Source organism: Niabella sp. ZPM-14 (assembly GCF_055693045.2).
On the sequence record NZ_CM181148.1, the window covers coordinates 366,582 to 380,420 of the forward strand.

The window sequence follows — 13,839 nt, forward strand, 5'->3', positions numbered from 1 at the left end:
CTACAACCCGTTCGACCAATCATCTGAGCGGGCAAATTGACAGATAGCATGTGCTTAATTGAAAAACATATCTATGTGTTAAAAATAAATTCAAACAGCGTCATTGTTTTTATACCGCTCGGAATTATCGGGCAGGCAGAACATTACCCGTGTTAGGTCTTCAACATCCGGGGAATAGCCGGCTGCAATCATCAGACAACCAAGGTTGTTAGTATCTAAAATAAAACAGACGGAGGATAAAAAGTATAATTAACAATTATTTCCATCAAGATGGAAATTTATTCCATCCTAACCCTGTTTTCTTGTTATATGCCTCACTTAATAGCCATCTTTTTGCGAGATCCACCGTTGTAACGATGACCTTGGTATGCATAGCGAATATCACTGAGGATCAAATTTTTTTCGCCCTGGTGAAGGCCCGGCCAGCCCAGGAAGGGGAACGACAACAATGACGATCTCCTTTATTTATGTAACCAGATGATCACATCTTTCGAAGGCTTCTGGATTTGTACCGATTTGGAACCTTCAATCATAGTTGTAGCCGGTAGCAACTTTCCACTTTCCATATCCATAAAACGCAGCTTGTATCTTCCCGGATACCTGGAGAGATCCACTGTCGGACTATCACCGGCGCTGGTATATATGATCAGGTCTTCGCTTCCTGAAAGCCAATACTGATCAGCTACCTGCGATGAGGTCACGCGCGCCAACACTTTCAGGAAAGACGGATCGGTCTCTTTAGGTAACACCGGCAAAGACCCGCCAGCCAGGCAAACTGCCCATCCGTAGCGCTCGGCCCCATCACCAGAATACAGCACCGCTTTATCAGGGTATTGATCCCGGTATTCTTTTACTGCCCGGTACACCTGTTCGAAAGAAGTAGCCTTTGGCTTCAGCAGCCTCGCCCACTGGCGTGGCGCCAGGTTTTTACCGCCTTCCGGTGCATACACAGTACCATTAGCCTGGTAGTGCCAGTACTTGATGTCAATCACATTGACCACCGGTGCGTAGGAATGATTTTTCAGGATGGCATCCTGCACATCCTTGGTCGCGCTTAAAGCTATGATTTGTTTTTCTTTGTTGCTGCTTTCCCAATTCCTGATCGTCTCTAACCAAAACGCAACAAAATGCAGCGGCCCCGTGTATTCCTCGCTCGTAAACTGGATCACCGAACTATTGCCCCGAAAATTATTGAGGCATTGTTCGATATATTGCTGGTGCAATTTTTTACGAACAGGATTGGAAACATCGTAAAATTGTTCCCCGTAGAAAATGCGCTTATCACCGGCATAATGCACCGGTTCTACAAACCCTGTGTTGTTGATATTATTGGCCGTCCGCCAGGGGAAATCTGCATAATGTGCCCCGGCTTCAATAATGTTGTGCTGAAAATAATTCTGGTGCATCAGGATCGACCCGTTCTGAGCCGCCAGGGCTGCGAACCGCTTCATTCGCTCCCAATACCAGGTATTATATTTCGTCAGGTCATACTTACTGAGACCGTCCCAGGCGGAATCTTTTCCACTGCGGGCAAATGGCAATTCATAAAAGGGAGGCCACACATCACCATTCATCCGTCTTATCCGTTCATGATCGTCACGTCTTCTTTCATACCAAAGCCCATGGTGCTGATTGAGTGCAGCGATATTATTGACTTTCATCGAATCAATGACTTCTTCCAGGTCATCCGTCAACCCCGCTCCTACTCTGCCGGGCACAAAGCGTGTGATGGCTAACTTTTGTTTGGCTTGTTGCCGGTCCTTCGCTTCTACGCCTCCGCTCCACCAGGGCACTTCCTGTACCTTTCCGTAGACGAGGCTATGATCGCGTACATAAACGATTTTCCCATTTTCAATGACGATCCCTGTGGGAGGCTCAATAGTCCAACCACCGGAAGCAACGGGTTTTATTGTTCTTGCGTTTTTATGATCGGTAGCAATCGGAGATCGCGTTGCGGCTTGTCTGATCCATTCATCCATTGGAACGAGGGGAGTTCCGGCTTCCTTTGTGAGCTGTTGCGCTACTGCTACACTGGGACTGCTCGAGGCCTCTGAACCGATATCTAAAATGGCTGCCTGTTGGCTTACGTCTTTCTGCAACCTCTGCTGTAATTGCAGGTAATAAAAGCTCCGCGGACTCATGTGGTTATTGGATTCGGCCCAAAACCCTTTGCCGGCAAAGGCGCTCCAGGAACCATAGGACCAGTTCTGCGCAGTCGGTGGCCGGTCACAATCGATCAATGCTGCACTGCAATTCCAGAAAAAACAATTTGCGCCAGACCACCCGGCACCTTTGCCATCCTGGCCGCGGTTGCCTACCCTAATCGCATTGCCATCAACCTGTAGGACATCAAACAACACGCCTGAAGCCCACATACCGACAGTACCGCTAAAACTATAGGGCCGCTCTGAAACGCACTGTACAAAGGCATTGGGACCGGTAGCGGCATGACCTACACTATAATCATGATAACCATTTACCGCATAGCAACGCTGAAATAAAGTTTGTTGTCCGCGCGTAAAAAAAGTATTGCGCCGCTGTCCGCCGATCTCTGAAACCGGTTCGGTAGAGATACAATCTTCCACCGTAATTCTCTTTGCCGTTTCGTTGATGAATACTGCAGACCCGGCGAAATGCCTGAAGGATACCTGGCGCACCCAGGCGTCTTTTACGTTGGCGAAGGTGATCGCCATCCAGCGGTGTTGTTCATCCTTAGGATTGGCGCGGTCATAATCCGAAACCAGCGACAGATTTTCGACGCCAATATGATCAATGCGTCCGGGCCAATGGTATTGAGTAACCGTTCCACCCCCGTATTTCTTATCGAGCGCTGTAGTAACCGGAACGTCGATGGTAATCTGATTGCCTTTGATGGCTATGATTGTTCTATCGAAATACAGGTCAACATCGCCAGGCTTCCAGCCCAGGGCAGAGATACCTCCTCCGAAAGTTTCCGTACCTAATGCCGCGATCCATTCTTTGGTGGAGGGCCTTTTGATCTGTATCGCATCTCCGATTCTGAGACCGGTAGCACTGCGGACTTCAAACGATGTGGCTCCAACCGGAACATAGTCTTGTGCGATCTCAACTTCTGGTTGAGCCTGCTGATCCTCCTTACCCAAGATCCTGATCAGACCGTCTCGGTCGGCACCGGTTCCTTTAATGATGGTCTGCCCTTGTGCCCCGTATCCGCGAAGTACGATTCCGGAACTCTTGATCAGGAGCTGACCATTGACTTCATACATTCCTTTGGATAATAATACCGCGCCCCGAAAACCATTTTTGTCTAAAGGCATTTCGGCAACCCGGTCTATGGCGGTCTGGATCGTAGCCGTAGCATCACCTTTTATCAGCGGTACTACGACTTTCACCGGCACCAGAGGAATGCGCTCTTCCGATGCTTTGTAACCGCAATAGGAGTAATCAGGCACACGGTCACCGGTTATAGTATCTGCATTATAAATAATAGTGCCTTTCTCTACCTCTACCGGCAACACGGGCTTTACAGGCCTGGGCTTTTGTGCAAATACTGGCTGAGCAAGCAAAAAGGCCGCCATGATGCCAGCAGAGGATAACCACCGCCTGGCGCTGAAAAAGCAGCAGGTTGACCCGACCGCGGTTAAATATTTTTTTTCGTACTTCAAACGAAGAATCAATGATTACATTCCCGTCAGGGAACCGGTTAAAGATTAATATTGAAGAACACCCTTTGCAGGCTTAACGATTGCAATATCGACTAATCCATTCAAATAATTCTCAATATTGCTGTACCCGTTTTTAGCAATGGCCGCAGCATCGGCTGCCTTATTAGGGTTGAGCTTGTTTTTCTTTTCGTAATAGTCAGGCATGCCATCCTTATCGCTGTCCAGATACGGCGTGCCCTTATATTCAGGATAGCCACCTACCTGAGACGGATGGGTGATAATTCCTTTCTTGTAAGAGTCTTCCGGTAAACGGCGTTTAATAAACTGGCCGTGATAGGGCTTTGCATCCGGTGCCGTATAGATCTTTCCTGTTTGGACGGTTTGAACAATCCTTTTATCCACCGCGTCACGAACCGGCAAAGTAGCGCCTACATTCTTCAGCACGTAGTCATAGGCGTCTTTTGCAGGTAGTACCGTCACCTGCCCGAAATGCAAGGGCTTGTCTGTCCTGATGGAAGCTAGCAGATCCTGTGCCCCCGGTACATCCGGTTGCACACCGCCATCCCAGTTATCGGCGGTGACCTTCTCATTACCTTCAATAATATTACCGGCAACATAGGCTTTTCCAAAATTATTCTTATTAGCAGCATCCCTGCCGGATTCCGGTTTTAAGATCCGGTAGCTGATAGGCTCGTCGGCAGGTGTTATAGGACCGGGTTTGTAATAGTTGTTGATGAAGTTATAGAAAGACCGGTGGTCGCCCCCATCCGCCGTGCGGTTCCACCAATTGAAAACGACATTGTTGACGAAGTTGAAGTCGCCATACATTCCTACAGAAGGGTTACGGCTGATGTTGCTGGCCCAGAGATTGCGTGTGAACATGCTGTTCAGCCCGCCGATCGTACTGCCGAATGCGTGGTTGTAGGTGTCGAGCGCCTCCGAGAATATAGAATTCTGTATTGTGACATTCACGGTAGGCAGCTTTTCATCTTTGCCTCCCCGGTCATAGACATGACGATACATGCTCATATTTTCATCGAGGCCCCAGCTGGCTGACACGTGATCGATGATAATATTTCCGACACCGTTGCCGCCTAAAGCATCGTCCCTGCGGGTCACTTCGGTGCCGCCGCGCCTGAAGCGCATGAAGCGGATCACTACATCGTGGGTATCAATCCATACCGATTCGCCAGCGATGCAAACCCCGTCACCCGGCGCGCTCTGCCCGGCGATCGTTACATAAGGTGCACGAATACTTACCGGCGTTTTTAACTGTATGATACCTGCTACGTTGAAGACAATGATCCGGGCGCCACCTTGCTCGCAGGCCCAACGAAAACTGCCGGGACCGCTATCATTCAGGTTGGTTACTACCAGGACTTTGCCGCCACGCCCGCCAAAGCTGAATTTCCCGCCCCCTTCCGCACCAGGAAAGGCAGCCAGCTTTGCCTGCGGCAAATCAGAAGGCTTGGAAGCTGAGGGTATATAGGGCTTGCCTTTTGGGGCTTCCTGCTCGATGACTATCTGTGCCTCTGACCAGGCTTTCTCTGACCGAATCTTTTGTGCAGTAGCCACCGCCTCAGCTGAGTCTTCAACTGATTGAGGGATCACGGGATACTGCGCCTGCACTGCCTGCGCGCAGCAATAAAAGGTCACCGACAGTAACGTTCGTGTAATGTGTATTTTCATTCGTGTCGTTTATATTTTGTAAGGAGCTTGTTAAGTAGAGCGCGCGAAAACCTACTTCTGTCACGACGGCTATGTAAAAGAATATAACAAACATGATTTGCTGGCCGATAATAAAACTGACGCCCGCCCCCGTCCAACAGAAGAGGAGCAAAAGACTAAGTAAACTCCGACCTATTGATCATGATCTAAGTGCAACACCTACCCTCTTCGGCTTCCTAAGAATTAATATGCCGTTCGTTATTCTATTATTATTTCTTTGTCAGCGCAGGTACTACGTTATAAACGTTTACAAGGCTATTGAGATACTCTTCTATATTCGTATAACCAGATCTTGTTTTTGAAAGCATAGATGCGTCTGAAGCGTCGTTGGGATTGAAGCCTTTCTTTTTTTCATAATCGTCTGGCATGCCATCATTGTCAGAGTCCTTGTAAGGTGTGCCTTTGTATTCAGGATAGCCGCCCACCTGGGAAGGATCCGTAATGATTCCAATTTTGTAAGAGTCTATAGGTAAACGTCTGTGCTCAAATTGCGTTTCTGGCAGCTTCACGTTGGGCAAAGCTTTTACTACGCCTGTACGCGCCTGCTCCACGATCCTGGCGTCTACCGCATCTCTTTTCGGCAGCGTGGCACCGGCATTGCTAAACACATAAGTTTTTGCCGCTTCTGCGTTCAGTATGGTCAGCCCGGGCATGATCAAAGGTTTGGTTTGCTTCATATATCCCATATGACCTCCTACTCCGTTTTCGTCTTCTACCTGTACGCCTCCGTTCCAGTTATTTTTTGTCACTTCCGGATAACCCTCCATCACATTGCCATTCACATAAGCGCGGCCATATACATGGTAAGGCAATTTACTGCGCCCGCTTTCAGGCTTTAAGATCCGGTGGCCCACCGGCGTATTCTTCGGAGTCGCCGGGCCGGGTTTGAAATAGTTATTGATGATATTGAACTGGGCGCGATAATCGCCACCATCTATAGAACGATGGACCCAGTTGTACACTACGTTATTAACAAAGTTGAACACGCCGTTCCAACCTACAGACGGGTTTCTTCCGGCATTGTTGGCCCATAGATTGCGCATAAAGCTGCAGTTTTCGCCGCCTAGTGTGCTGCCAAATGCATGGTTCCAGGTATCCAGCGCTTCAGCAAAAATGGAATTCTGAATGGTGATGTTGACCGTACCGAATTTATCCTCAATCTTACCGGTGCTGTCGTTGTACATGTGGCGATACATGCTCATATTTTCATCCAGGCCCCAGGTAGCGGATACGTGATCGATCATAATGTTTCCAACGGGATTACCGCCGATAGCATCATCCCTACGCCCTACCCATGTCTCGCCTCTTCTGAAACGCATGTATCGGATGATCACATCGTGTGTATTGATCCAAACAGATTCACCCGCAATGCAAACACCGTCTCCGGGAGCTGATTGCCCGGCAATAGTGATATAGGGAGCGCGAATGATCAATGGTGATTTTAACCTGATGATCCCGGCGACATTGAAGACAACGGTGCGCGCCCCTCCCTGCTCACAAGCCCAGCGAAAACTTCCCGGACCATCATCATTCAGATTGGTCACTACATATACTTTACCACCCCGGCCGCCCTGTACAAATTTTCCACCGCCTTCTGCGCCAGGAAATGCAGGTATGCTGGCATGAGGCAATTCATCATAACGGGAGGCCCATGGAATATAAGGCCGCCCTTCGGTGGCTTGCTGTTTGATAATGGGGTAAGCAAAAGCCCACATAGAATCGGAATGTTTTTCCGCGCTTTCCATTAACTGTTTTGACTTCTCCTGGTCTTCTTTCGGGATTTTTGGATACTGTGCAAATGACGTTGACGAAATTGCTAATAAAGTTGCTCCTAAGACAAAGGATCGTTTCATTCGTAAATATTTATTCTTTAAGATGACCAAATAGAAACTTTGATGATCAATCTTCATTCCACTGATGATAAAATGAAAATCTAATCATGCTGGTTTCATTCTTATATTTTTAGTAGTAATCTATGACATTTTGCTTGTATATACTTTCTCAACCGACCTTTCAAAACAGGAATATTGAATACAGTGTATTATTTCCTGGTTTATCATCTTTTTAAAAATGCAAGCGAACAAAAAGAGACAGGATAAGAACTTATACAAGGGACATTAATGAGACGTCGTTACTAATGGAAAAATTGCACCACGATATGCCTTTTTTACAAACTTAACACACAAGAAGCAGACACAGCAATATAAACGTCATTTATACAATTATTTAATCTAAAAAGACGAAAGAGAAGTACGGCCTTCTCTTTCGTTTATGAATGTGGCGATTATTGTTTGTAGTTAAACGTGCCGGGCGCGCCGGAGTAATCTAACCAACCGATAGTTTGTGTAAGCCAGGGGTTGAGAGAAAGCGTCGCTGAGTTAAGGCCCGATACATAATAATTTTGTCTGAAATTTATTGTTAGCAGGTTTCCAGACTGGTCTCTGTCTACAGGCTGGTCCGTGCTTACTACAACAATATTGTTATCAAAAAAAGTTTTCAGGTTTTCTAATTGTGTTGTAAAATCGGCTGCATCCGGATCAACAGCAATAGACCCACGTGCAGCAGTCAGGGGATCAGCATTCGCTGACAAAACCGTTTTATACTGCCAATGTCTACCAGTACGGGTGGTACCATTAATTGGGGTAATACCCAGTTTAGCACAAGTTGTATTACCGGCACCGGCATCATCATTATATAACATCCAACGTTGTGCATCCCAATAGCGCTTACCCTCGTAAGCTAACTCCACCCGACGCTCATACAAGCAGGCTTCGATTGCAGCATATCTGGATCCTAATGACCCCAGGCCATAACTGTTTGCTGCTGGAATGCCTACCCTGTTACGCACTTTTCCAATGTAAGTCACAGCATTGCCTATATCACCTTTTGCAGCATAACACTCTGCAATGTTTAACAAAAGTTCGGCATATCGATACTCCATGATATCGGTTCCAGAGTATGCCAGACCGTCTACCGTACTGGCGCCTGGAGGATTGGTCATCTTGCGAACCACCGCCGGACTGTTAACCTGATTTCCATCACTATAACCTACCTTATTGCTGCCAAAATTCCACCTGTACAACCAAACGACACTATTAACGCTCGCTTCTTTAACCGGCCATTTCATTCCCGAAAAAGCGAATGTGCGATAGAAGCGTGGATCTCTGTTCATAAAGAAATGGGCAGAATCATATCCGTTAGTAGTGGTCGGGCGAGAGCCATCAGCAAGTGGAAAAAGATCGATCATTTCTTTAGGTGCTGAAATACCGCCCGCTCCTGTTTGACTGGTGAGCCGTATGCTTCTTTCCCATCCATTGCTATTTACACCTGAAGATGCTACTGTCTTAGACAACAGTTGGACCATAATAGCCTCTTTATTGAAAGCATTATCATTTTTATACCACATTTCTGCCCAGTCTTTAGCGGTTGTTCCGTATAGGCCATGACCAGAAGCGGTCAATGCTGTCTCTGCCGCAAGTCCTGCATCTAAAGCCTTTTGCCAACGATCATTACCAGGATTGTCCCAATCAGCATTAAATAACGGGCTGGCAAAAGTCAACAAGACACGACTCTTCATAGCCAGCGCAGCTCCACTGGTAAAACGACCATAATCTGCGGCGCCCCAGGTAGGAGGTAAAAGCATAGCGGCTAAATCCAGGTCGGCTACGATTTGATCCACTACTTCAGAAGGTGTAGCACGAGGATGCTGAATGGTAGGATCATCTGAGCTCGCGTTTTCAACGGAAGTAACGATAGGCACACCTCCATATACGCGCATCAGATCAAAATATTGAAGCGCACGTAAAAAATACATCTGACCTCTGGCCTTATTTTTAAAATCTTCAGATAGAGCTTGCCCCTTTCCGTCTATTTTCTCAAGTAAGAAATTAGCCGTCCGGATACGGGTATATGGCTCATTCTTTGGATTCGCAGCTAATGCACTACCAAAATATCCATCTGCCTGGTTCGAATTCACCAGTGTTTTTTGAGGATTGATCCAATCCGTAACAGTTCCTCCGATTTCTTCTGTGGATCTTGATCTTGTGTCATTGTAGGTTCCGACCAGTGATACGATGGGAGATCTGTAGGCGGCGAAATAATCAAAATAAAGACGATCAATGTACCAGCCGGTTAAAACTTCATTGGCGAACACACTCTCATCGTATTTATCAAAGCTTTTCATGTCTTCCAGGAAATCCTGTTTGCAGCCGGTTGTAAAAAGCGCAGCCATGATGAGGAAGCCAAATATTTTTATCTTTTTCATTCGTAAACTTTTATTAATTAATAGTCCGATCTTGAATGACCTGTTTTTTAAAATGAAGCGTTAATTCCTAAAGACCAGGTACGTAAAGTTGGATAGGCTACCTGAGGATCATCGTACATATTGCGGTATTTGTCCGGATAGGGGTTGTGCAAATCCCAAAGGTTAAATCCGGCTAAGCTTACACGAAGTCCATCCATTTTAACTTTCGCTGCGATGCTTTTGGGAACGGAATAACCAATTACCAGGCTACGAACGAAGCTTCTGAAAGATGATATTTGCCAGAAGTCCGACGCATATTGATTCTGGCTGTAGTACGCCAGGTTTGGCCATCTTCCGTTTACATTATCTTCGGCACTATACATATCGTTCAGGTAAGATGCATGCGACCAGAATAGTTGAGTCGATCCAGTTCCCTGATTGATGTAGTCGATACGATTGAACCCACCCCATGAACTTGCGATCTGCGTATTTAGCGTGAAAGCCTTCCATGATAAAGCGATATTGGTCGCTAACCCGAAAGATCTTCTTTTACCTAGCTGAGTAAAATCCTGGCCATCGTCTTGTATCCGGCCGTTCGGGCCGGCGATGGTTTCGTTCTCAGCATCCAATTGTCCGCCCAGATCCTGATACGCTAACATACCTTTCTTAATGCTTGATTTTTCTGTAAAATCAAAGTATGCGGGTGTAGTTCCGGCAGCGTTTGCAAGGTCTGTCAGGTATTTCCAGTAAGCGTCAATATCTGCATCTGTACGCAAAAGTCCGTCGCCCCCTTCATTCCCGGTCCAGGTACGGAATCCGTATTGAGGGCGAATAGTTGAGTAGCCCTCACGCTCTGTATATTCTGAGGGGTAATTGAATGCAACAGGAAGCCACTTGGTTATTTTGTTATCTCCTGTACCGAAGTTCACGCCGACACTGTAACCGAAATCTCCTGCCTGATCTTTCCATGTTGCGCTAAACTCAGAACCCCATGACTTAACAGCCGCAAAATTTTGCTCGGCAAAACCACCACCTACGGAGAAAGGCACCCCCACCTGGTTGGCAAGTGTAATTAACATGTCATAGTTATGATCCCAATACCTGTCGTAAGTCAGGGATAATCTGTTGTTCAAAAACGAGGCGTCTATCCCAATATTCTTTTTAATTGTTTCGTCCCAGGTCAAATTCGGGTTAGGTGTAGCATCGGGCGTCAAACCGGCTACTAAAAGCCCGCCGTTGTTGTTGCCGAAGCCAAGCCCTTTGTCAGCAGCATAAGCATAAGTTTGTGTCCAACGCCATGGCTTCACGTTGTCTTTACCCGTCTTACCAATAGACGCACGGAGCTTAAAGAAATTCACCCAGGAAATATTGTCATTGAACCAGTTTTCTTTGGATATGACCCAACCCGCCGAAACACCCGGGAAGAAGCCCCAGTAGTTTGCTGGCGAAAACTTGGTAGACGCATCTGAGCGGAACACAAATTGGAAAAGATATTTATTATCGAAATCATAACTTACCCTACCCAAGTACGCAAGGTTGCCACCCTCGGTTTTATACACATAGGTGTTTGAAGGGTTCAATGTTCCTGCGGAGGGCGAAGACCCGTTGTAAGCCCCCATGATCGGGCGGTCATAAATAATGAACTTCTTTTGATAGTTTAGCTGTCCTTTTTCTACCGAGGCCATTGCCGATATGCTGTGCTTTCCGAACTTATTATCATAATTGATGAAGAAGTTCGATTGTTCAACCTTTCCTATCTCGTCAGAATAGCGCACAGTAGACCGATTATCATTATTAGCTACCAGCCATTTAGACGAGTCTGAATATAAATGATATCCTAATTCATGATTGTTGGTAGCTGCAGCAAGTCTCAGGCCAAGCATGGCCTGCTCATTGTTAGCTGTTGAATAGTTAAGGCCATAAGAAACCCTTAATGCCAGGCCTTTGATAAAAGGTACATCATACTGAAGTGAAAAGTTAGTGTTGAAAGCCTGATCATCGTCCAAAGTGAATGATCCATTATTTAGTAATCCGAAATAGTTCCAGCCTTTGATATTATTCTGGCCGGCAGGACTTCCCTGAGACCTGTGTGGCCCTAAAGCGGGAGAAATATATTCAGTTACGCCATTGACTTCATATTGCCATGGAATATATTTAGGCATGTGAGCCAAAATAGCGTAGTCTGTTTGTTCAGATCCGGATCCGAAAGATCCGTCATTGATACTGATTTTGGTAAACGACCTTTCCACCTTTGATTTGTTGGCTGAAACAATCGCAGATAGCTTCAGATTATTAGCGACTTTCACATCCGTACCGGTTCTAAATGACCATTTGTTGTAATCCTGGCTGCCCAGATTGGGGCGTTGTGTGTAATAAGCCGCACTGGCAAAGTAAGTTGCCCTTTCTGCTCCTCCGCTTACATTCAACGAATGTTGCATGGCACCGCCCGGCTTCCAGGCTTCTTTTAACCAATCATAGTTTAAAGATTTCATCGCTTCCAACTCCGTTTCGCTGAAAAGAGACTTCACATCACTCCCATTTGCTCTAAAGAACCGGTTAGAAAAGATACCGTGCTCATAAGCGCTCATGGTTTTCCCAAAACTTACCGCATCGTTGAACTGAAATTTTCCTGCGTAAGAGATCTTCGGCGCTCCAATCTTACCTTTTTTTGTCTTTACGATGATCGCACCCTGTGATGCCCGGGCTCCGTAAATGGCTGCCGCAGCGTCCCGTAAAACTGTAATGCTTTCTACCTCATTTGGATCCAACACATTGAACTGATCCATGGTAGGTAAGCCGGTATTAGGATCTATCTGGATTACATCATCTATAATTACTAAAGGCAAGGGGCTATTACCATCTTTACTATAGCCAAACGTCTGGCGGATACTTAAAGTAGCATTATCACCAGGCCTCTGACTGCCGCCTGCAACGTTCAGACCAGGAATGGTTCCCTTTAATGCTTCGGCGATACTGCTTACCGGAAGATCCGCCACTCTCGCCATATCAACTGTGGCAACCGAACCTGTGATATCGCTTCGCCGCTGCGTGCCATATCCCACCACGACAACTTCATCCATGTTGACATTCAGCTTGATCATGCGAATATTTACCTCGCCGGACGCCGGAACCTTGATAGTTCCAAATTCATAACCAACATAAGTATACTCTAATGTTGCCCCGGTTACGGGAACATTCAATGTAAACTGTCCCTGCATATTGGAAACAGCGGTTTGAGGGCCCTCTTTCACCTTAATCGTTACTCCGGCTAGAGGGGCTTGAGTGGAATCGTCTACAACGGTTCCTTTGACAGTCCTGGTTTGCGCGTTTGCTTTGGCTGCAAGAAATGCAAATAGCACGAACAGGCACGAACATTTTAAAATGTGCTTAAAGTTCATATGACAGTTTGTTAATTAAGAAATGTGAAAGTGTACGTAACGTTTATTGAAGTTTCTGAGATTTAGTTCTTGCATTCCAGGCCTCCCGCTCTTTTTTCAGATCGTATCCACGCGCGGCCAGGTAGTTATTGATACGGCCTTTGTATTTTCCGAACCAGCCGTGTTTGGCATCGCTGGAACCGGCAGCCATGGCGTGTTCGCGGGCCTCTGCGAGCGCATTGTAAATGTAGTCCTTCTCCTCTTGTTTTAAAGAGGGAATCATGTCAAGGTGGGCTTTGTAAGTAATGGGCAATACGTTATAGGTTAATCCGTTCTTAACCTGCTCGATCTGCTCTTTGTTCAACTGTTTGGATAAAGAATTGACAAAACGCCTGTTGAGCGCCATTCGCTTTTCTTCTGAAGCAGCAACAATTTTTTCAACGGCTGCGTCCGCGGCGGCCTTGTCCATCTTTTTTGCTTTTACAGCGTCAATGGCTGATGCTTTTTCTTCATCGATCTTTTTGATAGCGACGTACTCCTGCGCGATCTTGTCTCTGACCTTATAAAATGCTGCAGAATCTTTAAGGCCAATGGGGGCAATGATCTTGTAGGCTCTTTCCTTTACAACGTTCAGATATTCGTTGTCGACATTCTGAGCGTTCAGTCCCGCTACAAAAAACAGGGACAAAAAAGGAAGGGCATATCGCTTTGAAAGTAGATACATGAGGGCAATCGTTTAAAAGGGAGATAAAGTTAGATGACACGGCAGCCTGTGACAATGTAAGGTTCCACTAAGGGACTGTAATATTTTACTAAACCTTGTTGCAACATATATTTTATATTGGCG

General features: G+C 46.4%; 6 protein-coding genes. All 6 read right to left on the minus strand.

All coding sequences use genetic code 11. The features are described 5' to 3' along the window. Nucleotides 1-461 precede the first annotated feature (461 nt). Entirely contained in the window at nucleotides 462-3,557 is a 3,096-nt protein-coding gene (locus ACU37H_RS01410; RefSeq protein WP_472702572.1) for a DUF6298 domain-containing protein, read from the minus strand. A 132-nt stretch (nucleotides 3,558-3,689) separates the two neighbouring features. Further along, on the minus strand, nucleotides 3,690-5,333 hold the full coding sequence (locus ACU37H_RS01415) for a pectate lyase family protein (protein WP_472702573.1): 1,644 nt from the start codon (nucleotides 5,331-5,333) through the stop codon (nucleotides 3,690-3,692). A gap of 248 nt (nucleotides 5,334-5,581) precedes the next feature. Continuing rightward, a complete protein-coding gene (locus ACU37H_RS01420) occupies nucleotides 5,582-7,225 on the minus strand; it encodes a polysaccharide lyase (RefSeq protein ID WP_472702574.1) in 1,644 nt (547 codons plus the stop codon). 431 nt (nucleotides 7,226-7,656) lie between these two features. Next, the gene (locus ACU37H_RS01425; protein WP_472702575.1) at nucleotides 7,657-9,636 is read right to left on the minus strand and encodes a RagB/SusD family nutrient uptake outer membrane protein; all 1,980 of its coding nucleotides are present in this window, start codon (nucleotides 9,634-9,636) and stop codon (nucleotides 7,657-7,659) included. Nucleotides 9,637-9,683: 47 nt separating this feature from the next. After that, nucleotides 9,684-13,013, minus strand: a complete 3,330-nt coding sequence (locus ACU37H_RS01430; RefSeq protein ID WP_494407578.1) for a SusC/RagA family TonB-linked outer membrane protein — start codon at nucleotides 13,011-13,013, stop codon at nucleotides 9,684-9,686. 43 nt (nucleotides 13,014-13,056) lie between these two features. Beyond that, nucleotides 13,057-13,716, minus strand: coding sequence for a DUF3826 domain-containing protein (locus ACU37H_RS01435; RefSeq protein WP_472702577.1), 660 nt, complete (start codon nucleotides 13,714-13,716; stop codon nucleotides 13,057-13,059). Nucleotides 13,717-13,839 lie beyond the last annotated feature (123 nt).

Excerpts from the sequence above, each read along its gene's own strand:
- ACU37H_RS01410 (WP_472702572.1), bottom strand. The coding sequence starts at position 3,557 with ATGGCGGCCTTTTTGCTTGCTCAGCCAGTATTTGCACAAAAGCCCAGG.
- ACU37H_RS01415 (WP_472702573.1), bottom strand. The coding sequence starts at position 5,333 with ATGAAAATACACATTACACGAACGTTACTGTCGGTGACCTTTTATTGC.
- ACU37H_RS01420 (WP_472702574.1), bottom strand. The coding sequence starts at position 7,225 with ATGAAACGATCCTTTGTCTTAGGAGCAACTTTATTAGCAATTTCGTCA.
- ACU37H_RS01425 (WP_472702575.1), bottom strand. The coding sequence starts at position 9,636 with ATGAAAAAGATAAAAATATTTGGCTTCCTCATCATGGCTGCGCTTTTT.
- ACU37H_RS01430 (WP_494407578.1), bottom strand. The coding sequence starts at position 13,013 with ATGAACTTTAAGCACATTTTAAAATGTTCGTGCCTGTTCGTGCTATTT.
- ACU37H_RS01435 (WP_472702577.1), bottom strand. The coding sequence starts at position 13,716 with ATGTATCTACTTTCAAAGCGATATGCCCTTCCTTTTTTGTCCCTGTTT.